Source organism: Nocardioides hwasunensis (assembly GCF_014779665.1).
Taxonomy (GTDB): Bacteria; Actinomycetota; Actinomycetes; order Propionibacteriales; family Nocardioidaceae; genus Nocardioides; species Nocardioides hwasunensis.
Window position 1 is genome coordinate 355,330 of the sequence record NZ_JACXYY010000001.1, and the last position, 22,651, is coordinate 377,980.

A 22,651-nucleotide genomic window follows, 5' to 3' on the forward strand; every position below is an offset into this window, starting at 1 on the left:
CTGGCTGGAACGTGAGTCAGACAGTAGCGAGGTCGGCGTCAGACCGGCCGCGGCTCTTGAGCAGGGTGACCAGGGCGGCCCCGACGAGGACACCTGCGAGCAGCGAGATCAGGTAGCCCGCGATGTTGGACACGGCGAAGAGGACGAAGATCCCGCCGTGGGGCGCCCGGACCGAGACGTCCAGCGCCATGGAGAGTCCGCCGGTCACCGCACTGCCCGCCATGATCGCCGGGATGACGCGAAGCGGGTCGGCGGCAGCGAACGGGATCGCGCCCTCGGTGATGAACGAGGCGCCCAGCAGCCAGCCGGCCTTGCCGTTCTCCCGCTCGGCCGGGGTGTAGAGGCTCGGTCGCACGACGGTGGAGAGGGCCAGGGCGATCGGCGGCACCATGCCCGCGAGCATTACCGCTGCCATGATCTTCAGCTCCGGAGCGTCGGCCGAGGCCGCTGCCGCCGTGCCGACGCCTGCTGCTGCGAAGCTGTAGGCGACCTTGTTGAGCGGGCCGCCCATGTCGAAGGCCATCATCAGCCCGAGGATGACGCCGAGCAGGATCGCGTTCGAACCGCTCATGCCGTTCAGTCCGTCGGTGAGCTGGGTCATCAACCACGAGATCGGCTTGCCGAACACCAGGATCATCAGGAGCCCGGCGACGATCGAGGTGAACAGCGGGATCACCAGGACAGGCATCAGCCCGCGCGCCCAGGAGGGCACCTTGCGCTGCTGCAGCCAGTGCGCGATCAGGCCGGCGAGCACACCACCGACGATGGCGCCGAGGAAGCCCGTCTGTGCCAGGCCGACCGGGTCGTCGCCGGAGGACTGCACGTTGAAGATGTTGATCGCGAGGCCACCCATCACGAACCCCGGAGCGATCCCGGGCCGGTCGGCGATGGCGTAGGCGATGTATCCGGCCAGAGCCGGCACGAAGAACATGAACGCCGTCTTGCCGATGATGAAGAAGATGGCGCCGATGTAGGCCAGCACCCCCGAGCCGAACAGCGCGTGGTCCAGGCCGAGCGCGGCGGGGTCCGGTGGGCTGAAGAGGGTGTTGTTGACCGCGATGTCCCCGTAGGGACCGACGATCTCGTATCCGCCGAGGAGGAAGCTGAGCGCGATCAGCAGGCCACCCGCCGCGACGAACGGGATCATGTAGGACACGCCGGTCATCAGCACGCGACGCACGCGGCCGCCCCAGGACTCCTCCGCGGTCGACGAGGCGCCACCCTCACTGGCGGTGCCCTCGACCTTCGGCGAGCCGGCCGGGTCGGCGGCGTACCTCAGTGCCTCGGCGATCATCGCGTCGGCGTCGTCGATCGGCCGCTTCACGCTCGAGCTGACCATGGGCTTGCCGGCGAAGCGGCCGCGGTCGCGGACGCCCACGTCGACGGCGAAGATCACGGCGCCGGCGGACGCGATGGTGTCGGGGGAGAGCGGGGTCGACCCGGCCGAGCCCTGCGTCTCGACCTGGAGCTGGACGCCGGCGCGCTCGGCCGCGGCCTCGAGCGCCTCGGCGGCCATGTAGGTGTGGGCGATGCCGGTCGGGCAGGCGGTCACGGCGACCAGTGACGGCTTGCCGCCCGGGCTCGTGGTCACTGCGGGATCGGCCTGCGGGGTCGACGCGACCTCGCCGTCGGCGGTGGCGGCACCGGAGGGGGCTCCGGACGGCGCGGGGGCGCTCGCCGTGGGGGTCGGCGCCTCGCCGAGCTCGTGGCTGACCAGGTCGACGACGTCCTCGGGAGTCTCGGCGGTGCGCAGGGCGTCGGTGAAGGCCGGCTTGACCAGGGCCCGGGCCAGCTTGGTGAGGATGGTCAGGTGGTCCGCGTCGCCGCCGGCGGGCGCGGTGATCAGGAAGGCCAGGTCGGCCGGTCCGTCCTTGGCGCCGAAGTCGACCGGCGGGTCGAGGCGGGCGAAGGCGAGCGTCGGCGTCTCGACGCCCGCGGTGCGGCAGTGCGGGATGGCGATGCCGCCGGGGAGGCCGGTCGCCGAGGTGGACTCGCGCGCGAACGCGTCCTCGACGATCTGGTCCCTGTCGGAGGCGCGACCGGCGTCGTCGACCACGCCGGCGAGGGCGCGGATGACGTCGTGCTTGTCGTCGCCCCAGGCGGCACCGAGCCGCACGAGGTCGGTGGTGATCAGGTCGGTCATGCGGTGCCTCCGAGGGCGGTGACGCCGACCAGCTCCGTGCGGAGCTGTGAGGGCTGGGGGATGGTGGTGCCGGGCAGTCCTGCGGCGGCGCTGCCGTAGGCCACAGCCAACGCCAGGCGCTCCGGAGCCGCAAGGCCCCTGATGTCGCCGAGCAGATAGCCGAAGAGGCTGGAGTCGCCTGCGCCGACCGTGCTGACCACGGTCGTGGGCGGAGGCGTGGCGTGCCACGCCCCCTCGGGGGTGACGAGGACGGCCCCGTTGCCGCCCAGGGTGGCCAGGACGGCGCCGACACCCCGGGCGATGAGCTGGCGGGCGGCGGCCGCGGTGGCCTCGGGGTCGGACTCGAGCTCGTCGGGGTCCGCGCCGGTGAAGGAGGCCAGCTCCTCGCCGTTGGGCTTCATCAGGTCGGGAGCGGCCTCGGGCAGGGCCTCGACCAGGGCCAGCAGCGGACCCTCGCTGGTGTCGACCGCGACGTGGCCGCCGACCGCGCGCAGGCGGCAGACGAGGTCGGCGTAGAAACCGGCCGGTGCACCAGCGGGCAGCGAGCCGGCGAGCACGGTCCAGTCGGCGGTCGTGGCGCGCGCGAGGACGGCCTCGACCATCCGCTCGAGGTCCTCCGCACCGACCTCCGCGCCGGGGGAGTTGAGCTTGGTGGTGGTGCCGTCGGGCTCGGTGATCGTGAGGTTGACCCGCACGCCGCCCGCGGGTCGCACGGGGCGGCAGTCGATCCCCGCCCCGAGCAGCTCGAGGACGAACGGGTCGTCCTTGAGGGCAGGTACGACGGCGATGCTGGGGATGTCGGCGCTCACGGCCGCGCGGGAGATGTTGACCCCCTTGCCGCCGGCCTGCGAGGTCACCGAGACGAGCCGGTGGACCTGTCCTCGCTCGAGCTCACCGTCGAGCATGACGGTGCGGTCGAAGCTCGGGTTGGGGGTCAGGGTCAGGATCATGCGATCACTACCTCGATTCCGGCGTTCTCCAGCGCGCGGCGGTCCGCGGCCTCGATGTCGCTGTCGGTGACGAGCACGTCCAGGCTGTCGAGCGTGGCGAAGCGCACCGCGGTCTCGACGCCCAGCTTGGTGGAGTCGGCGAGCACGACCGTGCGGCGCGCGCACGCGATCATGGCGCGCTTGCTGGCGGCCTCGTCGCTGTCGGGGGTGGTGAGCCCGTGGCCCACCGTGAGGCCGTTGGTGGCGACGAAGGCGACGTCGGCGCGGAGCTCGGCGAGCGCGGCGACGGTCTCGGCGCCGACGGCGGCGTGGGTGGCGGGTCGCACCTTGCCCGGGAGCAGGTGCAGCTCGATCTGCGGCAGACCGGCCAGCCGGGTCGCCACGGGCACCGCGTGGGTGACCACCGTCAGGCGGTGGTCACGCGGGAGTGCGGCGGCGAAGCGGGCCGTGGTGCTCCCGGCGTCGATCACGACCACCGAGTCGGGGGAGGGGAGGAAGGCGATCGCCGCGTTGGCGATGGCCTCCTTGGCCTGGGTGTTGGACTGGTCGCGCTCGCCGATGCCGGACTCGATGACCGTGAGCGACCCGGCCGGGACCGCGCCACCGTGGACACGGCGGACCAGGCCCATCCGGTCGAGGGTCGAGAGGTCGCGGCGGACGGTCTCGGTGGTGACCTCGAACTCCTCGGAGAGCTGCACCACGGACAGGCGCCCGCGGCGGCTGATCAGGTGTGCCATCGCCTGCTGGCGCTCTTCCGCGTACATGGGCCCCCTTCCGGGATCTGCGTATGTGTTGTTTTAGTCCCGAATGTGTTGCTTGTCAACAACGCCGTGTTCTACGGTGTGTCCATGACCACACCCGAGCACCCGTCCCAGAGCGAAAGTCTGAGCGGGACCCCGGTCGTGCCGGGTGTCGCCGCTGGTCCCGTCCTCCACGTGCGCGGCGAGGTCTCGCCCGACGCGATCGCGCGCTACGGCGAGGGCGACTTCTCCGACGCCGACGCGGCCCTGGCGGCCTACGACGACGCGGCCGGTGCCGTCGCCGACACCTTCACCTCGAAGGCCGCCCGCGCCCAGGGCGCCGCGGCCGAGGTGCTCACCGCGAGCGCCGGGCTGGCCCGTGACAAGGGTCTGCGCTCGGGCGTGTCGAAGAACCTTCAGTCCGGGCAGGGGCCGGTCGCGGCCGTCCAGGGCGCGGTCGAGCAGTTCGTCACGATCTTCACCAACATGGGCGGCCTGATGGCCGAGCGCGTGACCGACCTGCGTGACATCGAGCGCCGGGTGGTCGCGCACCTCGTCGGCGAGCCCGAGCCGGGCGTCCCGACCCCAAAGGAGCCGTCGATCCTGGTCGCCGAGGACCTCGCTCCGAGCGACACCTCGGGGCTCGACCCGAGCCTCGTGACGGCGCTGGTCACCGAGCGCGGCGGCGCCACCAGCCACACCGCGATCATCGCCCGCCAGCTCGGCATCCCCTGCATCGTCGGGGCCGCCGGGATCACGGCCCTCGAGTCCGGCACCTTCGTCGTCGTCGACGGCGAGGCGGGCACCATCGAGCAGGGCGCCGATCCCGAGGAGGCCCGGGCCCGCGTGGAGGAGAGCCGCCGGCTGCGCGAGGAGCTCGCCAGCTGGAGCGGGCCCGCCTCCACCTCGGACGGCATGCCGTTCAAGCTGCTCGCCAACGTCGCCGACGGCGCCTCGGCGGAGTCCGCGGGCTCCGAGCCCGTGGGAGGCGTCGGCCTGTTCCGCACCGAGCTGTGCTTCCTCGACCAGCTGGAGGAGCCGAGCGTCGAGGAGCAGGCCGAGATCTACAGCGCCGTGCTCGCGCCCTACTCCGACGGTCGCTACGTCGTCGTCCGCACCCTCGACGCCGGCTCCGACAAGCCGATCGCGTTCGCGACCCACGAGGGCGAGGAGAACCCCGCGCTGGGCGTGCGCGGCCTCCGGCTGAGCTTCGACAACCCCGGCCTGATGGACCGCCAGCTCGACGGCATCGCCGCGGCAGCCGAAAGGACCGGCACCGAGACCTGGGTGATGGCGCCGATGGTCGCGACCGTCGCCGAGGCCGCCGACTTCGCGGCGAAGGTGCGTGACCGCGGGCTCAAGGCCGGGGTGATGGTCGAGATCCCCAGCGCCGCCCTGCTCGCGCACCGGATGCTCGAGGTCGTCGACTTCCTCTCGATCGGCACCAACGACCTGACCCAGTACGCCATGGCCGCCGACCGCATGGCCACCGACCTGGCGCACCTGACCGACCCCTGGCAGCCGGCTGTGCTCCAGCTGATCGCGATCACCGCGCACGCCGGCACCGAGGCCGGCAAGCCGGTGGGTGTCTGCGGTGAGGCCGCGGCCGACCCGCTGCTGGCCACGGCGCTCATCGGGATGGGCATCACGTCGCTCTCGATGGCCGCCCGCGCCGTACGCCCGGTGGGTGCCCAGCTCGGCAAGGTCTCCTTCGAGACCTGCGAGGCGGCCGCGGAGGCCGCGCTGGGTGCGCCCGACCCGATGGCGGCGCGTGCCGCTGTGCGCGAGCTGCTGGGCCACTGAACCCGCTCGCCGACGACCGAACCCACGACGGAGGAACCATGACATCTGCCTACGACCGCTACCGCGCCGCCGACACTGACGTGCCCGACGAGGCCTGGGCCTGGAACCTGTGGGGCGCGGGTGAGGAGAGCCTCGGCAAGGACGGTGCACCCGAGCAGGTCGCCATCCCTCGACCCGACGCCGACCACATGCTGGTGCGCATCGACAGCGTCGGTCTCTGCTTCTCCGACGTGAAGATCATGCGCCAGGGCGGCAGCCACCCGAAGCTCTACAACCGCGACCTGGCCCACGACCCCACCCGGCTCGGGCACGAGGTGAGCCTGACCGTCATCGAGGTCGGCGAGCACCTCAAGGACAGCTATCACCCCGGCCAGCGGCTCGCCGTGCAGCCCGACATCTACCAGGACGGCAGGAGCACGGCCTACGGCTACACGATCCCCGGCGGCCTCATCCAGTACCACCTGATGGGCGCCGAGATGCTCGAGACCGACGACGGGGCGTGCCTGCTGCCGCTCCCGGACTCCTTCGGCTACGCCGAGGCGTCCACGCTGGAGCCCTGGGGCTGCGTGATGGCCGCCTACACGCAGCGTCGCCGCCTGGAGCCCAAGAACGGCGGGACCATGTGGATCGTCGGCCGGCCCGGCGACGAGCGGGAGTACGCCTTCTCCTCGGGGCTCGATGCCCCGGCCACCGTCGTCCTGACCGACGTGCCCGCCTCGGTGGCGAAGCTGCTGGACGACACCTCGGCCACCGTCGTCGTGCGCGACGGCATCGGCACCGACGACTACCAGGCGCTGGTGGACGAGCTGACCGACGGCGTCGGCTTCGACGACATCGTCATGCTCGATCCGCGCTCCGCGGCGACGGCGGGCGCCGTGGCCACCCACATCGCCCGGCGGGGCACCCTCAACATGGTGGGCGAAACCGCCCTCGACGGCCTGGTGGACGCCGACGTGGGCCGCCTGCACTACGACTACACCGCCTACGTCGGTGGGCAGGGCCCTGACATCGCCGCCTCCTACGGCGAGGAGCGCAACCGCTGCGACCTGCGTTCGGGCGGCACCACCGTCTTCGTGGGCGCCGGCGGCCCCATGGGGCTGATGCACGTCCAGCGCGCCATCCAGCAGCCCGACGGTCCCCGACGCATCATCGCCACGGAGGTGAGCGACGAGCGCCTGAAGGCCCTCGAGGACCGTCTGGCCCACCTCGCCGAGGACAACGGCTGCGAGCTGATCACGTTCAACTCCCAGACCGCGGAGCAGTCCCTCCACGACTTCGTCATGGGGCTCACCGACGACCAGGGGGCCGACGACGTGGTCGTCAGCGTCCCCATCTCCGGCGTGATGGCCGAGGCCGACACCCTGATGAGGTCCGACGGGATGCTGGTCTTCTTCGCCGGTGTCCCCAACGGGACGCTCGCGCCGCTGAACCTGAGCGAGGTCTACCTCAGCAACGCCCAGTACACCGGGACCTCGGGCCTGACCATCCACGACCAGCAGCAGGTGGTGGACCTGGCCACCCGAGGTGAGCTCTCCCCGGGATCGATCGTCGGGGCCGTCGGCGGCATGCGAGCGGTCCGAGACGGCCTCCAGGCGCTCGTCGACGGCACCTACTCGGGGAAGGTCCTGATCTTCCCGCAGATCCACGACCTCCCCCTCACGGGGCTCGACGAGCTGAAGGACGCGCTGCCGGACGTCGCCGAGAAGCTGGGACCCGGCGACACGTGGAACGGCGAGGTGGAGAAGGCGCTGTTCGACAGCCAGCTGGGTGGCTAGCGCGGACCCGATCCTGAGAAAGCCACACAGTCGGGCATGAATTCCTGCCCGAATGCTTGGCAACATGCCCGTTCGTGAGGTTTAATTCCTGCATCATGTGATGGGGGTCACCCCTCGTTCAACTGGAGGACATCAAGCATGGCGACCACAACTTCCACCACCTCGTCCGGACCGGGCGCACGGGTGCGCGTGCAGAAGTTCGGCACGTTCCTTTCCAACATGGTGATGCCCAACATCGGCGCCTTCATCGCCTGGGGCTTCATCACCGCGCTCTTCATCGAGGTGGGCTGGCTCAACCTCGGCGGCAAGGGCAGCCTCGCGCCCGACAGCTGGGTCGCCGAGATCGGCGGGTGGGGCGACTTCGCCGACACGGGCGGCGGGCTCGTCGGCAAGATGATCACCTACCTGCTGCCCCTGCTCATCGCGTACACCGGCGGACGGATGGTCTACAACGACACCGCTCGCGGTGGCGTCGTGGGCGCGATCGCCACGATGGGCGTCATCGCCGGCACGTCGATCCCGATGTTCATGGGCGCCATGATCATGGGCCCGCTCGGCGGCTGGACGATGAAGCACATCGACGCGATCTGGGACGGCAAGATCAAGCCCGGCTTCGAGATGCTGGTCAACAACTTCTCGGCCGGCATCTGGGGCTTCATCCTCGCCACGTTCGGGTTCTTCGCGATGAGCCCGGTCCTCACCTGGATCGCCAACATCCTCGGCGACGGCGTGAAGGCCATCACCGACGCAGGACTGCTCCCGCTGACCTCGATCCTGATCGAGCCCGCCAAGGTGCTGTTCCTCAACAACGCCATCAACCAGGGCGTGCTGACCCCGCTCGGCACCGCGGACGTCCAGGAGACCGGCAAGTCCATCCTGTTCCTGCTCGAGGCCAACCCCGCCGCCGGCGCGGGTCTCCTCCTCGCCTACATGTTCTTCGGCAAGGGCATGGCCAAGTCGTCGGCTCCCGGCGCGCTCATCATCCACTTCCTCGGCGGCATCCACGAGGTCTACTTCCCCTACGTGCTGATGAAGCCCAAGCTGATCGTGGCCATGATCGCCGGCGGCATGTCGCAGATCTTCATCAACGTGATCTTCGACGTCGGCCTCCGCGCGCCCGCTGCGCCGGGTTCGGTGTTCGCGGTCTACATCCAGACCAACTCCACGGTCATGGACTACGTCGGCGTCACCTTGTCCATCATCGGTGGTGCGGCTGCCAGCTTCGTCGTCGCCGCCATCATCTTGAAGACGGACAAGACCGAGGAGGCCGAGGACGAGCTGGTCCACGCGACCGCCTCCATGGAGCAGATGAAGGGCAAGAAGTCCTCGGTCGCCAGCGCGCTGACCGGTGGCACCGCGGCCGCCGGCACCGCCACGACCACGTCCACGTCCACGAAGGAGATCCGCAACATCGTGTTCGCCTGCGACGCCGGCATGGGCTCCTCGGCGATGGGTGCCTCGGTGCTCCGCAAGAAGATCCAGGACGCCGGTCACAGCGAGGTGACGGTGGTCAACAAGGCGATCTCCAACCTGAGCGACGACGTCGACCTGGTGGTCACCCACCAGGACCTGACGGCCCGGGCCCAGGAGAGGAGCCCGTCGGCGATCCACGTGTCGGTCGACAACTTCATGGGCAGCCCGCGCTACGACGAGATCGTGGCGATGGTGGAGGAGAACAACCCCTCCTGACGCCCAGCCAGACCCAGGCCCGACCCGTCCCGAGCGGGTGACCTGACGCAGGGCCCGGCCATCCGCACGAGCGGAGGACCGGGCCCTGTGGCATGGGTGGCCCGGGCGTACGTCGGGTGCCGCCGGGCGGGCGCCGGTCAGTCGGCGAGGACGCCGGTGCGGAACGTCGCGAGGTCCACGCCGCTCAGCACGCCGCCGCCGACGTGGATGGCCGAGACGATCTCCTCGGCCGAGCAGCCGAGGTCGGCGATCGCGACGGCGAGGCCGTTGCCGACGGGTGCGGAGACCAGCTGCACCCAGGCGTAGCCGGCCACGAGCGACGTCGTGCCGAGGAACCGGTCGAAGGCGTCGTAGGCCACCTTCATCCGACGGCCGGTCCCGGCCAGGCCGTCGCGGTCGATGCCGGGGACCTTGTCGGCCACCAGGTCACCGGACGCCGAGACGACGAAGCAGCCCGCCACCATCTCGATCCCGCTCACCTGGTCCATCACGTGGTCGAGCTCGTCGCCGAGGGTGGCGGCCACAGCCTGGGTGGTGGTCTCGGCTGGCTCGACGCCGGTGCTGCTCAGCGTGCAGGTCACCTCCAGGCCGAAGTCGCCCTCGTGGCCGACCGTGGCCGACAGCTCCCGGCGCCCGCCGCCTGCGTGGAGGGCCTGCATCTCGCCGAGCCCGAGGAGCTGGTCGACCTGGGCGAGCGCCCGGACGACGTACAGCGCCATCCCGGCGAGCTCGCCGCCGTGCCCGTCGTCGCCGCGGTAGCGGCCGTCGCCGTGGGCGGTGAAGCCGCCCGCCTGCGTGGTCTGGGTGTCACTCATGCGACTGTCCTTCTCGTGCTCGACCAAGGGACCTGCGACCGTCGCCACGAGCATCCGATCGACGCGCCCAGACTAGAGGCGCACGCGCCCGCGTGTGACGGACTTCGCGAACCCGGCCGTCACCGCAGATGTGGTGTGATGGCTCCACGACGCACTCGCGTCGGCGTCCGCGGTGGCGGATCGTGCCAGCACCTGCGAGGAATGAGGCCGAGATGAGCGACGTACTGAGCCGGGAGTCGATCGTGCTGGGTGGGCAGGCCCGGGACCGGGACGCCGCCATCACCGAGGCCGGCAACCTGCTGGTGGCCAGCGGTGCCGTGCCCGAGGCCTACGTCGCCGCCATGCACGAGCGCGAGGGCTCCGTGTCGACGTTCATGGGCAACGGCCTGGCGATCCCGCACGGCACCAACGAGGCCAAGTCTCTCATCGAGCGCACGGCCATCTCGTTCGTCCGCTACGACGAGCCCATCGACTGGAACGGCAACTTCGCCTTCTTCGTCGTCGGCATCGCCGGCGCCGGCGACGACCACCTCACCGTCCTCCAGGCGATCGCCGGCATCTTCACCTCCGCGGGCGGGGTCGACTCGCTGGCCACCGCCGAGACGCCCGACGACGTGCTGGCCATCCTCGGCGAGAAGCTGTAGGAGCTGACACAGGCCGACGAGCCCCCGCCGGACGACGGCGGGGGCTCTCGCGCGTCGGGGTGGCTCGGCGGAGCCAGGCGAGGCCGGCGCGTCGTCAGGTGGGCGTGACCGCCACGGGTACGCCGTTGAGCGCGGCGTTGCCCGACACGTCGAGCAGGTCGGGGTCGGTGAGGTCGTTGACCGAGACGCCCGGCACCTCGCGGCTGCGACCCATCAGCACACCGTCGTGCGCGTGCCCGTAGCCGTGGGGGAGCGACACCACGCCCGGCATGAGGTCGTCGGAGGCGGCGACCTCCACCTCGACCGCGCCGACCCGGGAGGTGACCCGGACGACCGAGCCGTCGGTGATCGACCGGTCGGCCAGGTCGGCGGGGTTCATCAGCAGCTGGTGCCGCGGTCGACCGCGGGTGAGCCGCTCGGAGTTGTGCATCCAGGAGTTGCAGTCGCGCTGGTGGCGTCGCCCGATGAGGAGCAGCTCGTGGTCGGCGAGAGCCGCGACGGCGTCGAGCCGTGCCACGTCGTCGACGACGAGCCTCGGCGCGAGGTCGATGCGTCGGTCCCTCGAGGCCAGTCGCCCGGGCAGCTGGCCGCCGCGCAGCGGGCCGAGGTCGATGCCCGCGGGACGCGCGCGCAGCTTCGTCATGGTCACGCCGCTGGCACCGCGGCGCAGGAGAGCCGTCACGAGGAGGGTCGGGCTCGCGGAGAGCCGTGCCCGCTGGACGAGTCGCCTCCGCAACGGCGGCTTGCGATCGAGCCGGGCCGTCGTGCGCAGTGCGATCTCGCGGAAGATCTGCCAGTCGTGGCGCTGGTCGGCGTCCTTGTCGAAGACCGCTGGGGTGAACCGTGCGGTGTCGCGCACGGCCAGCAGGTGGAAGACCAGGTCGTAGTGGTCGCGCTCCAGAGCGGTGGTCGGCGGGAGGATCACGTCGGCGTGCCGCGTCGTCTCGTTGACGTAGATGTCGACCGCGGCCATGAAGTCGAGTCCCCGCAGCGCCCCGTCGAGCCGGGCGCCGGCGGGCGTCGAGAGCACCGGGTTCCCCGCGACCGTCAGCAGCGCGCGCACCTGGCCCTCGCCGGGAGTCTCGATCTCCTCCCGCAGCGCTGCGACGGGCAGCTCGCCGGCGGTCTCCGGCAGCCCACGCACCCGCGAGCGCCACACGTCGTGGTGCCCGCGCCCGATCAGGCCGGTCCCGACCGCGTCGATGGCGGGGGTCGTGAACATGGCGCCGCCGGCGCGGTCGAGGTTGCCGCTCAGGAGGTTGAGGCAGTTGACCGCCCACTGGCACACCGAGCCCCACGGGCCGGCCGAGACGCCGATGCGGCTGTAGACCACGCCCGCGTCCGCAGCCACCAGCTCGCGCGCCAGACGGCGGATCTCGTCGGCCGGCACCCCGCTCGTCGCTGCCGCCCGCTCGGGCGTGAATCCGGCCACGAGGTCGACCACCGTCGCCAGCCCGTCGACGTACGACGCCACCGCCGGGGTCTGCTCGGTCGTCAGGACGTGCAGCATCGCGAGCAGCACCCACGCGTCGGTGCCGGGCCGCACGAAGTGGTGCTCGTCGGCGACCTTCGCGGTCTCGGTCCGGCGCGGGTCGAGCACGATCATCCGCCCGCCGCGGGCGTGCAGGTCACGGAGCCGCTGAGGGAAGTCGGGCACGGTCATGAGCGAGCCGTTGGACGCCATCGGGTTCGCGCCGACCACCAGGAACCACGCGGTGCGGTCGATGTCGGGGATCGGGAGGAAGAGCTGGTGGCCGAACATCAGGTGCGCCACCAGCTGGTGGGGGAGCTGGTCGACCGATGTCGCTGAGTAGCGGTTCCTGGTGCGGAACGCCTTGACCATCGCGGTCCCGTGCGTCATCGACCCGAGGCTGTGCGCGTTGGGGTTGCCGAGGTAGACCCCGAGCGCGTCGTCGCCGTGCTCGTTGATCGTGCGGGCGAGCCGGTCGGCGACGAGGTCGAACGCCTCCTCCCAGCCGATCTCCTGCCAGGTGGCACCGACGCGCCGCACCGGTCGCCGCAGCCGGTCCGGATCGGCGTACACGTCGGCGATGGCCACGCCCTTCGGGCAGACGTGACCGCGGGAGAGCGGGTCGGCCGGATTGCCGCGGACGCCGACGACGTCGCGGCCCTCGATGGTGATCTCGAGGCCGCAGATGGCCTCGCAGAGGTTGCAGACCCCGATCCGCTTCTCGGTCTGCTCGTGGGTGGACACACTCCGATCCAAGCACGCGACGTTCACCTGATGGAGGGTTCCGCGTGCGAGGTTGGTTCCGGCACACTTGCCGCCGCCCGGTCAGATCCGGGCGTTCCCCCACGCGAACGGAGCACGTCATGGGTTACGGAGGACCGATCGGCCTCATCGTCATCGGGCTGGTGCTGTCGCTGGCGCTGACCGAACAGCAAGTGGGCCCGGTGCAGGTGACCACCGTCGGCTGGATCCTCGTCGTCGCCGGCGCGGCGTGGCTGGTGCTCACGCTCGTCCAGCAGAACACCCGCCGCCGGCACACCGCCACGGCGACCACCACGGACTCCGCAGGTCGCCAGGCGACCACGCAGCGCACCACGGAGGAGCCGCCGCCGCCGGCCGTCTGAGTCGTCGGCCCTCGAGGCGCCTCACGCGGATTGGGCCGCGTGCGGGCGCCTCGTTATGCTTCTCCGGTTGCCCAGGTGGGCGACACGCCGTCACGACGGCCGCGGATCCAGAGTGCCCCGGTGAACAGGCCCGGGCGCGCCGCGCAACGAGAACCGAAGGAGCCCCCATGTCGATTGGTACCGACGCGGAGACCAAGAAGAAGATCATCGCCGAGTACGCCCTGACCGAGGGTGACACCGGTTCCCCCGAGGTCCAGATCGCGCTGCTCAGCCACCGCATCTCGCACCTCACCGACCACCTCAAGACGCACAAGCACGACCACCACAGCCGTCGTGGCCTGCTGCTGCTCGTCGGCCAGCGTCGTCGCCTGCTGAACTACCTGCAGAAGACCGAGATCGAGCGCTACCGCTCGATCATCGAGCGCCTCGGCCTTCGCCGCTGAACCACTGGAGCGGCCTCCCGGACACGGGAGGCCGCTCCGCTCGGTTTCGGGGGTGCCGCCGCGCTAGTGTCGGTCCCGGAACACACAACTGAACACACCAGATCCAGGAGCGACCCGCCCATCCGGCTCGGTCCTCGGTAGTGGCCTTCAGGTGCTCCCCCTCGTGGGCGCAGTCCTGCGGGCCTCGATCGAAGACCGGCATCTCATGCGGTGTCGCGGATCGCTCCGCGAAGAGAAAGCAGATCCTGCCTTCATGAGTGAACCCATCATCTCCGCTGTCGAGACCGTCCTCGACAACGGCTCCTTCGGCAAGCGCACGGTCAAGTTCGAGACCGGCCTGCTGGCCCGCCAGGCCGCCGGCTCCGTCACGGCCTACCTCGACGACGAGACCATGCTGCTGTCGGCGACGACCGTCGGCAAGACGCCCAAGGACCACTTCGACTTCTTCCCCCTGACGATCGACGTCGAGGAGCGGATGTACGCCGTGGGCCAGATCCCCGGCTCGTTCTTCCGCTCCGAGGGCCGCCCGGGCGAGGACGCGATCCTCACCTGCCGCCTGATCGACCGGCCGCTGCGCCCGACCTTCAAGAAGGGCCTGCGCAACGAAGTCCAGGTCGTCATCACCGTCATGGCGCTCGACCCCAACATGCCCTACGACGTGCTGGCCATCAACGCCGCGTCGCTGTCCACCCAGCTCTCCGGCCTGCCGTTCTCCGGCCCGGTCGGCGGCGTGCGCGTGGCCCTGATCGACGGCCAGTGGGTCGCCTTCCCGTCGCACTCGCAGCTCGAGACCGCCGTCTTCGACATGGTCGTCGCCGGCCGCGTCACCGAGACCGGCGACGTCGCGATCATGATGGTCGAGGCCGAGGCGCCCGAGGACACCATCGCGCTCGTGCAGGGTGGCGCCCAGGCGCCCACCGAGGAGATCGTGGCCGGTGGCCTCGACGCCGCCAAGCCCTTCATCAAGCAGCTGTGCGAGGCGCAGTCGCAGCTGGCCGCCGAGGCCGCCAAGCCGGTCCAGGACTTCCCGGTCTTCCTCGACTACGAGGACGACGTCTACGCTTCGGTCGAGGCCGCTGCGAAGGACGAGACCGCCGCCGCCATGCAGATCGGCGACAAGCAGGAGCGCGAGACCAAGGTCGACGAGATCAAGGCCGGCCTGCTCGAGAAGCTCGCCGGCGACTTCGAGGGTCGCGAGAAGGAGATCGGCGCGGCGTTCCGCTCGCTCAACAAGCAGCTGGTGCGTCAGCGCGTGCTGCGCGACAAGGTCCGCATCGACGGTCGCGGCCTGGCCGACATCCGTCCGCTGCACGCCGAGACCGACGTCATCCCGCGCGTGCACGGCTCCGCGCTGTTCGAGCGTGGCGAGACCCAGATCCTGGGCGTCACCACCCTCGACATGCTCAAGATGGAGCAGCAGCTCGACACGCTGTCGCCGGAGAAGCACCGTCGCTACATGCACAAGTACGTCTTCCCGCCGTTCTCCACCGGTGAGACGGGCCGCGTGGGCTCGCCCAAGCGGCGCGAGGTCGGCCACGGCGCGCTGGCGCGCCGTGCCCTCCTGCCGGTGCTGCCCTCGCGCGAGGAGTTCCCCTACGCGATCCGCCAGCTCTCCGAGGCCATGGGCTCCAACGGGTCCACCTCGATGGGCTCGGTCTGCGCCTCGACCCTGTCGCTGCTGCAGGCCGGTGTGCCCCTGAAGGCGTCCGTCGCCGGCATCGCGATGGGCCTCATCTCCGACGAGGTCGACGGCGAGACCCAGTACGTCGCGCTGACCGACATCCTCGGCGCCGAGGACGCGTTCGGCGACATGGACTTCAAGGTCGCCGGAACCCGCGAGTTCGTGACCGCGCTCCAGCTCGACACCAAGCTCGACGGCATCCCCGCCGAGGTGCTGGGTGCCGCACTGACCCAGGCCCGCGACGCGCGCCTGGCGATCCTGGACGTGATGGCCGAGGCCATCGACGCGCCGGAGGAGATGTCGATCCACGCTCCGCGGATCATCACCGTCCGCGTGCCCGTCGACAAGATCGGCGAGGTGATCGGTCCGAAGGGCAAGGTCATCAACCAGATCCAGGACGACACGGGCGCGACGCTGTCCATCGAGGACGACGGCACGGTCTACATCGGCGCGACCAACGGCGAGGCCGCCGAGGCCGCCAAGGCCGCGGTCAACGCCATCGCCAACCCGACGATGCCCGAGGTCGGCGAGCGCTACCTCGGCACCGTGGTCAAGACCACCAACTTCGGTGCCTTCGTCTCGCTCATGCCCGGCAAGGACGGCCTGCTCCACATCAGCAAGCTGCGTGCGCTCGCCGGCGGCAAGCGCGTCGAGGCGGTCGAGGACGTCCTCTCGGTCGGCCAGAAGGTCCAGGTCTCCATCGCCGAGATCGACGACCGCGGCAAGCTGTCGCTGGTCCCCGTGGTCGACGAGGCCGAGGGCTCCGAGGAGGCGGCCGACGCTCCCGAGTCGGTCGACGCCGAGTGACCTGATCGACCCCAGCTCCATCCACGACCGGCCGGCGGCCTCCGCCGGCCGGTCGTGGCGCTTCTCCCCGTGCGCCACCCCAGCAGCACCGCCGCATCACCTGGAAGGACCCCCGTGCAGAAGAACGGCACCACCCGCACCCTCCACACCGTCAAGGACGCCGAGGGCGTGGTGACCTCGCGCGTACGACGCACGGTCCTGCCCAGCGGCCTGCGGGTCGTCACCGAGCAGATGGCCGGCTCGCGCTCGGCCAGCATCGGCGTGTGGGTCAACGTGGGCTCTCGCCACGAGTCGCCCACCCTGCACGGCTGCTCGCACTTCCTCGAGCACCTGCTCTTCAAGGGCACCCCGGAGCGGTCGGCGATGGAGATCTCGGTGGAGCTCGACGCGGTCGGCGGCGAGTTCAACGCGTTCACCACCAAGGAGTACACCGTCTTCCACGCCCGGGTCCTCGACGAGGACCTGGCCACCGCGGTCGACGTCCTCGGCGACATGATCACCGCCTCCACCTTGACCTCGGCCGACGTCGAGGCCGAGCGCGACGTGATCCTCGACGAGATCGCGATGCACGACGACGACCCCGACGACGTGGTGCACAACCTCTTCGCCCAGCAGGCGTGGGGCGAGAACACCCCGCTCGGCCGCCCGATCGCGGGCACCGAGGCCTCGATCACGGCGATGACGCGCGCCCAGATCCACCGCTTCTACCGGCGCCACTACCGGCCCGACAACATGGTCGTCTCCGTCGCCGGCAACATCGACCACGCAACTGTCGTACGCCAGGTCAAGAAGGCGTTCGGGCGCGAGGGCTTCCTGTCGAGCCAGGCCGACCCGACGCCGTCCGACCAGTCGGAGAGGGCGCGCAAGGTCACCGCCGGGGAGTCCCGCACCGTCCGGCCGCTCGAGCAGGTCAACCTCGTGCTCGGGGTGCGGGGCCTGACCCGCACGGACCCCCGCCGCTACGCCCTGGGCGTGCTCAACACCGCCATCGGCGGCGGCACCTCCTCCCGGATGTTCCAGGAGGTGCGCGAGCGGCGCGGCCTGGCGTACTCGGTCTACTCGTTCGCCACCCACCACGCGGACGCCGGCGTCGTCGGCGTCGCCGTCGGCTGCCTGCCGGGCAAGTACGACGCCGTGCTCGAGACCGTGCGCGGCGAGCTCGCCAAGGTGGCGGCCGAGGGCCTCACCGAGGAGGAGCTCGAGCGCGGCAAGGGCCAGCTCAAGGGCGGGCTCGTGCTCGGCCTGGAGGACTCGGGGTCCCGCATGTCGCGCATCGGCAAGACCGAGCTGGTCGACGAGGAGCTGCTGACCATCGACGAGGTCGTCGCACGGATCGAGGCCGTCACGCTCGAGGACGTGGCGCGGCTGGCCGACGAGCTCTTCACGCAGCCTGAGCTGCTCGCGGTCGTGGGTCCGCAGGCCTGAGCTCCTGGGCCGGAGGTCGCGACCGACCGGTCGCGACCAGCACCCCGGCCACCACGAGGCCGGCGCCGGCGATCTCGCCGGGGCTGACGGTCTCGCCGAGGACCAGCCACGCCGCGCTCATCCCGACCACCGGCACCAGCATGGAGAACGGTGCCACCGTGCCTGCCGGGTGTCGGGCCATCAGCCACGTCCAGATGCCCGAGCCCAGCACGGTGCCGATCAGGATGGTGTAGGCCAGACCGACGAGTGCGGGCAGCGCGTCGGGGGAGCCCCACGTGGTCATCGAGTCCATGATCTGCTGCGGTCCTTCGACGGCCAGTGAGAGCGCGAGCATCGGGAGGACCGGCACGACGGACATCCACAGGACGAGGTGCAGCGGGTCCGGGGCCTTGGCCTGCGCGGAGCAGAGGTTGCCCGCCGCCCAGGCGAGAGCACCGGCCAGGACGAGCACGAACGGCGCGAAGGCGGCCGGGCCGTCGAGGCGCTGCCACCCCACCACGGCGAGCCCCACGACGGCGACCAGGACGCCGACAGCGGCTCGCGGGGCGAGCCTGGTGCGCAGGAACACCGCGGCGAGGAGCAGGGTGAACGGGGCCGATGCCTGCAGCACCAGCGACGACAGCCCGGCCGGCATGCCGGCCGCCATGCCCCAGTAGAGGAAGAGGAACTGGAACGTGCCGAAGCCGAGCCCGTAGCCGACCAGCCATCGCAGCGGCACGCGGGGGACCGGCACCAGCAGGATCGTCGGGACGGCGATCAGCGCGAAGCGCAGGGCGACCAGGAAGAACGGCGGGAAGTGCTGCAGGGATGCGTCGATCGCCAGGAAGTTCAGGCCCCAGCAGAGGGCGACGCTCGCGGCGAGCAGGCGGTGACGGGTGGGCATGCACTCACTCTCTCGGCCCGGAATCTGAAGGACAAGCGAGAAGTGCTCCACTTTCTTTGTAGGCTGCCTACATGGACGTGCGACACCTGGAGCTGCTGCGCGAGCTCGACGACCGCGGCAGCGTGACCGCCGTCGCGACGGCGACCCACCGCACGCCCTCCGCGGTCTCGCAGCAGCTGCGCAGCGCCGAGCGCGCGTTCGGCGCGCCGCTGGTGGAGCCGCGTGGCCGCGGCCTCCGGCTGACCGACGCGGGCCGCGTGCTCGCCGCGTCCGCCCGTGACGTCGCGGTCGCGCTGGCGCAGGCCGAGGCGCGGTGGGACGAGTTCCGCGGCAGGGCGTCCGGCGTGGTCTCGCTGGCGGCCCTCCCCAGCGCGGCGACGTTCCTGCTGCCCGGCGTGCTCCGGGAGCTCGCGGACGACCCGATCGAGGTGGTGTGCACCGACCTCGACGTGGCGGAGGCGGCCTACGCCGCGGAGGTCGTGGACCACGACATCGTGGTCGCGCACAGCGCGATCCGCACACCTGCACACACCGAGGACACGGTGGTGCGTCACCTGGTGCGCGAACCGCTCGACATCGCGATGGCGGCGGGTCACCCGCTCGCGGTGCTCGACCGGGTGACCCCGGACGACCTGGTCGACCTGCCGTGGGTCGGCGTACCGCTCGGCTATCCGTTCGACAGCGTGCGCCTCGCGGTCGAGGAGGCGACCGGCCGGGGCGTCGACGTACGCCAGCGAGTGCGGGACAACCGGCTGGCCGAGGCGCTCGTCGGTGCGGGCGACCACGTCGCGGTGCTTCCTCGCTTCACCGCGCCGGCCGGTGACGACGTCGTGCTGCGACCGCTCGCGGGCCTCGCGTCGGGTCGCCACGTCTTCGCGATCTTGCGCAAGGACCGTGCCGAGCGCCGGGCCGTGCGTCGGGTGCTGGACGCGCTCACGTCGGTGGCCGCGGAGTTCGCACCCGCCGCAGGTTGAGGAGCGCGTGTCGAAACCGGGGCCGTGGCTGAGGCTGCTTCCCGGCTGACCGGGTCTCGACACGCTCGAGCACCACCGAGCGCAGCTCGTCGCTGCGCTCCGCACTGCGCTCAGCGCTTGGCGATCAACCCGATGACCGGGGGTGCCTTCTGCTCCACGACGCTCACCCGGAAACCACCGCGCAGGAGGTTCTCCGAGGCCTTCTTGACGATGTTGGGCACCAGCTCCGGACGGGCGGCCTCGTAGAAGAGGTAGACGGCGCCGCCGGGCACCACCCGCTCGTGCAGGAGGGCGATCTCCTCGTCGCAGTTGCGCACCCAGAACAGGTTCACGTTGAAGGCGAACACCTTCGTGAGTCGCTTCACCGGGACACGCAGCGTCGCCAGGTCGATCTGGCGGACCGTGAGGCGGCCGGCGTCGACGTACTTCTGGTTGCGACGCTTGGTGCGGTCGACGCCGGACTCGGAGCGGTCGATCGCGAACAGCTTGCCGGTCTCCAGCTTGCTGCAGATCGCCTCCGCGCCGGCGCCGGGTCCACAGCCGATCTCCAGGACCTGGTCGTTCGGCTGGACGTCCATGAGGTCGACCGCCCACTTGATGCGCGGGGGGATGGTCGGGCTGGGCATGGCCTCTAGCCTGCCAGACCGCGGTTCACGAGTCAGCCACCGCCACTCGCCAACTGCCGGCGGCGATAGGTTGGGCGCGTGAGCACAGACGAGAGCCAAGGCGCCGACACGGGCCGGATCAGGGTGGGGGTGCTGGGCGCCCGCGGCAAGGTCGGCGCCGAGGTCTGCCGGGCCGTCGAGGCCGCGGCCGACACCGAGCTGGTGGCCTTGGTCGACGCCGGGGACGACGTCGCCGAGCTGGCCCGGTCGGGCGCGGAGGTCGTGGTCGACTTCACCCACCCCGACGTGGTGATGGACCACCTGAGGTTCTGCATCGAGCACGGCATCCACGCCGTGGTCGGCACCACCGGGTTCGACCAGGAGCGGCTCGACCGGCTCGAGTCCTGGCTGGCCGATGCGCCCCACGTGGGCGTCCTGATCGCACCGAACTTCTCCATCGGCGCGATCTTGATGATGCGCTTCGCCGCGCAGGCCGCCCCGTTCTTCGAGTCCGTCGAGGTCGTCGAGCTGCACCACCCCGACAAGGCCGACGCCCCGTCCGGCACCGCTCGGCGCACCGCCGAGCTGATCGCCGCTGCACGCCGAGGGGCCGGGAGCGGCCCCATGCCGGACGCCACCTCGACCGGTCTCGAGGGCGCTCGGGGGGCTGACGTCGACGGCGTGCGCGTGCACGGGCTGCGGGTGCGCGGGTTGGTCGCCCACCAGGAGGTCATCCTCGGCACGGCGGGGGAGACCCTCACGATCCGTCACGACTCCCTCGACCGCGTCTCCTTCACCCCCGGCGTGCTCGCCGGTGTGCGCTCGATCGGGCAGCACCCAGGCCTGACGGTCGGCCTCGACGCCTTCCTCGACATCGACTGACCGGCTCGGTGGGGTAACTCCCGGTCGCCCGTGATCGTTGGACGGGTGATCGCCGCGGTCCACTCGGGGACCCGGCTTGCTCTCGGGAGGCACCACCATGCGCAGAACCGCAGGACTCGCCGCGTTCGCCGTCGCAGCTGCCACAGCAGCCGCGCTGCCGCTCACCACGGCATCGAGCGCCCAGGGTGCCCCGACCGCGGCGCCCGCCAGCGCCAGGTCGGGCGACACGTCAGGCCTGAAGGGACGGGAGGTGGCCCTCGCGTCCGAGGCCCTCGCCACGCTCCAGGCCCGTCCCGGCGCGGCGCGGGCGGCCGACGGCCAGACGTTCGTCGCCCGCACCACCCTGACCGACGCCGACGGCAGCACGCACGTGCGCTTCGACCGCACGATCGACGGGCTGCGGGTCGTCGGTGGCGACCTCGTCGTCCACCGCGACGCCGACGACGCCTTCGCCGGTGTCAGCCAGACGCTCGCCAAGCCGCTCACCCTCGGCACCGAGGCCTCGGTCGCCGAGGCCGCCGCCCAGCGGACCGTGCTCTCTCGCAACGCGCGCACCACGACCGTCCGCGGTGACGACGAGGCCGAGGCAGGTGAGCTCGTCGTCGACGCGACCGGCGTCACGCCACGACTGGCGTGGGAGGTCGTCACCGGTGGCGTGCAGGCCGACGGAACCCCGTCACGGCTGGCGACGTACGTCGACGCGAAGACCGGGCTGGTCATCCGCAGCGAGCAGCAGGTCGTCAACGTCGACGGCCGGGGCGAGACGCTCTACAGCGGCAGCGTGCCGCTCCAGGTGTCCGGGTCCGGGTCGTCCTACACCCTGGAGGACGCCTCGCGCGGCGGCACCTACACGACCGACATGAGGAACGCCGAGGACACCGTCCTGTGCCAGGTGCTCCAGATCGGCTGCTCGGCGGGCACGACGATCACCTCGACGTCGACGACCTTCGGCGACGGCACCAACGCCGACCGGGCCACGGCCGGAGCCGATGCGCAGTACGGCTCCAACGAGACGTGGGACTACTTCAAGGACGTCCACGGCCGCGACGGCATCTGGGGAGACGGCCGCGGGTCGTTCAACCGGGTCCACTACGGCAACGGCTACGTCAACGCGTTCTGGGACGGCTCCAAGATGACGTACGGCGACGGCGACGGGCTCGACTTCGGCCCGCTGGTCTCCCTCGACGTGGCGGGTCACGAGATGTCGCACGGCGTCACCGAGAACTCCGCCGACCTCACCTACTCCGGTGAGTCCGGCGGGCTCAACGAGGCCACCTCCGACATCTTCGGCTCGATGGTGGAGTTCTACGCCGACAACCCGAGCGACCCGGCCGACTACCTGATCGGCGAGCAGTTCGACCTGAAGGACCACGCCGGCTTCCGGCGGATGGACCAGCCGTCGGCCGACGGCACGTCCCTCGACTGCTGGAGTCCGAGCGCCAAGGACGTCGACGTCCACTACTCCTCGGGCATCGGCAACCACTTCTTCTACCTGCTCGCCGAGGGGAGTGGCGCCAAGACCATCGGCGGAGTCGCGCACAGCTCGACCACCTGCGACGGATCCACGGTTGCCGGCATCGGCCGGGAGGCGGCCGGTGACATCTGGTACCGCGCGCTGACCGTCTACATGACGTCGGGCACCACCTATGCGGGCGCGCGGACCGCGACCCTCGACGCTGCCGAGGACCTCTTCGGTGAGGGCAGCACCCAGCACGACGCCGTGGCGGCCGCCTGGAGCGCGGTCTCGGTGGCCTGAGGCACACCCCTGCGGCAGAGGGAGGGGAACCTCGCGGGGTC

Annotated in this window: 18 protein-coding genes; 11 read left to right on the forward strand and 7 right to left on the reverse strand. The window is 71.2% G+C overall.

From position 1 onward, the window contains the following. Positions 1–16: 16 nt before the first annotated feature. From IEZ25_RS01795 to IEZ25_RS01805, 3 genes are read right to left on the reverse strand one after another with little or no spacing between them, the layout of a single operon-like run. Positions 17–2,143 carry a PTS fructose transporter subunit IIABC gene (locus IEZ25_RS01795; RefSeq protein WP_191197671.1) on the reverse strand — a complete coding sequence of 709 codons (2,127 nt, stop codon included), beginning with the start codon at positions 2,141–2,143 and terminating at the stop codon, positions 17–19. Next, positions 2,140–3,093: a 1-phosphofructokinase family hexose kinase gene (locus tag IEZ25_RS01800; protein WP_191197672.1), complete on the reverse strand. Its 954-nt coding sequence runs from the start codon at positions 3,091–3,093 to the stop codon at positions 2,140–2,142. The genes IEZ25_RS01795 and IEZ25_RS01800 overlap by 4 nt, the downstream gene beginning before the upstream one ends. Beyond that, the gene (locus IEZ25_RS01805; protein ID WP_191197673.1) at positions 3,090–3,857 is read right to left on the reverse strand and encodes a DeoR/GlpR family DNA-binding transcription regulator; all 768 of its coding nucleotides are present in this window, start codon (positions 3,855–3,857) and stop codon (positions 3,090–3,092) included. The genes IEZ25_RS01800 and IEZ25_RS01805 overlap by 4 nt, the downstream gene beginning before the upstream one ends. 84 nt (positions 3,858–3,941) lie before the next feature. On the opposite strand from IEZ25_RS01805, the gene ptsP reads away from it, so the two are divergent. The 3 genes from ptsP to IEZ25_RS01820 all read left to right on the forward strand — a co-directional run bounded on the left by ptsP (position 3,942) and on the right by IEZ25_RS01820 (position 9,100). Continuing rightward, the gene (gene ptsP / locus IEZ25_RS01810; protein ID WP_191197674.1) at positions 3,942–5,636 is read left to right on the forward strand and encodes a phosphoenolpyruvate--protein phosphotransferase; all 1,695 of its coding nucleotides are present in this window, start codon (positions 3,942–3,944) and stop codon (positions 5,634–5,636) included. A 38-nt stretch (positions 5,637–5,674) separates the two neighbouring features. Further along, positions 5,675–7,411, forward strand: a complete 1,737-nt coding sequence (locus IEZ25_RS01815) for an alcohol dehydrogenase catalytic domain-containing protein (protein ID WP_191197675.1) — start codon at positions 5,675–5,677, stop codon at positions 7,409–7,411. Positions 7,412–7,549: 138 nt separating this feature from the next. Continuing rightward, positions 7,550–9,100 carry a PTS mannitol transporter subunit IICB gene (locus tag IEZ25_RS01820; RefSeq protein ID WP_191197676.1) on the forward strand — a complete coding sequence of 517 codons (1,551 nt, stop codon included), beginning with the start codon at positions 7,550–7,552 and terminating at the stop codon, positions 9,098–9,100. Between the two features lie 137 nt (positions 9,101–9,237). Here the strand turns inward: IEZ25_RS01820 and IEZ25_RS01825 are convergent, their stop codons facing one another. Beyond that, entirely contained in the window at positions 9,238–9,915 is a 678-nt protein-coding gene (locus IEZ25_RS01825) for a hypothetical protein (RefSeq protein WP_191197677.1), read from the reverse strand. 212 nt (positions 9,916–10,127) lie between these two features. On the opposite strand from IEZ25_RS01825, the gene IEZ25_RS01830 reads away from it, so the two are divergent. Beyond that, a complete protein-coding gene (locus IEZ25_RS01830) occupies positions 10,128–10,559 on the forward strand; it encodes a PTS sugar transporter subunit IIA (RefSeq protein WP_224748265.1) in 432 nt (143 codons plus the stop codon). A 94-nt stretch (positions 10,560–10,653) separates the two neighbouring features. Here the strand turns inward: IEZ25_RS01830 and IEZ25_RS01835 are convergent, their stop codons facing one another. Continuing rightward, positions 10,654–12,774: a molybdopterin-dependent oxidoreductase gene (locus IEZ25_RS01835; RefSeq protein WP_191197679.1), complete on the reverse strand. Its 2,121-nt coding sequence runs from the start codon at positions 12,772–12,774 to the stop codon at positions 10,654–10,656. Positions 12,775–12,893: 119 nt separating this feature from the next. On the opposite strand from IEZ25_RS01835, the gene IEZ25_RS01840 reads away from it, so the two are divergent. The 4 genes from IEZ25_RS01840 (at position 12,894) to IEZ25_RS01855 (ending at position 17,510) form a co-directional block, all read left to right on the forward strand. Continuing rightward, positions 12,894–13,154 carry a DUF6458 family protein gene (locus IEZ25_RS01840; RefSeq protein ID WP_191197680.1) on the forward strand — a complete coding sequence of 87 codons (261 nt, stop codon included), beginning with the start codon at positions 12,894–12,896 and terminating at the stop codon, positions 13,152–13,154. A 167-nt stretch (positions 13,155–13,321) separates the two neighbouring features. Then, a complete protein-coding gene (gene rpsO / locus IEZ25_RS01845; protein ID WP_191197681.1) occupies positions 13,322–13,597 on the forward strand; it encodes a 30S ribosomal protein S15 in 276 nt (91 codons plus the stop codon). A 253-nt stretch (positions 13,598–13,850) separates the two neighbouring features. Then, positions 13,851–16,085 carry a polyribonucleotide nucleotidyltransferase gene (locus IEZ25_RS01850; RefSeq protein WP_191197682.1) on the forward strand — a complete coding sequence of 745 codons (2,235 nt, stop codon included), beginning with the start codon at positions 13,851–13,853 and terminating at the stop codon, positions 16,083–16,085. Between the two features lie 114 nt (positions 16,086–16,199). Then, positions 16,200–17,510: a M16 family metallopeptidase gene (locus IEZ25_RS01855; RefSeq protein WP_318151985.1), complete on the forward strand. Its 1,311-nt coding sequence runs from the start codon at positions 16,200–16,202 to the stop codon at positions 17,508–17,510. Here the strand turns inward: IEZ25_RS01855 and IEZ25_RS01860 are convergent. Continuing rightward, positions 17,467–18,393 carry an EamA family transporter gene (locus IEZ25_RS01860; RefSeq protein ID WP_191197684.1) on the reverse strand — a complete coding sequence of 309 codons (927 nt, stop codon included), beginning with the start codon at positions 18,391–18,393 and terminating at the stop codon, positions 17,467–17,469. The two genes, IEZ25_RS01855 and IEZ25_RS01860, sit on opposite strands and share 44 nt — an antisense overlap. A 71-nt stretch (positions 18,394–18,464) precedes the next feature. On the opposite strand from IEZ25_RS01860, the gene IEZ25_RS01865 reads away from it, so the two are divergent. Next, positions 18,465–19,367 carry a LysR family transcriptional regulator gene (locus tag IEZ25_RS01865; protein ID WP_191197685.1) on the forward strand — a complete coding sequence of 301 codons (903 nt, stop codon included), beginning with the start codon at positions 18,465–18,467 and terminating at the stop codon, positions 19,365–19,367. 110 nt (positions 19,368–19,477) lie between these two features. On the opposite strand, the gene IEZ25_RS01870 is transcribed toward IEZ25_RS01865, so the two are convergent. Then, positions 19,478–19,993 carry a class I SAM-dependent methyltransferase gene (locus IEZ25_RS01870; RefSeq protein ID WP_191197686.1) on the reverse strand — a complete coding sequence of 172 codons (516 nt, stop codon included), beginning with the start codon at positions 19,991–19,993 and terminating at the stop codon, positions 19,478–19,480. A 117-nt stretch (positions 19,994–20,110) separates the two neighbouring features. On the opposite strand from IEZ25_RS01870, the gene dapB reads away from it, so the two are divergent. Both dapB and IEZ25_RS01880 read left to right on the forward strand, forming a co-directional pair. Beyond that, positions 20,111–20,854 carry a 4-hydroxy-tetrahydrodipicolinate reductase gene (gene dapB, locus IEZ25_RS01875; RefSeq protein ID WP_191198098.1) on the forward strand — a complete coding sequence of 248 codons (744 nt, stop codon included), beginning with the start codon at positions 20,111–20,113 and terminating at the stop codon, positions 20,852–20,854. Positions 20,855–20,951: 97 nt separating this feature from the next. Next, the gene (locus IEZ25_RS01880; protein WP_191197687.1) at positions 20,952–22,610 is read left to right on the forward strand and encodes a M4 family metallopeptidase; all 1,659 of its coding nucleotides are present in this window, start codon (positions 20,952–20,954) and stop codon (positions 22,608–22,610) included. Positions 22,611–22,651 lie beyond the last annotated feature (41 nt).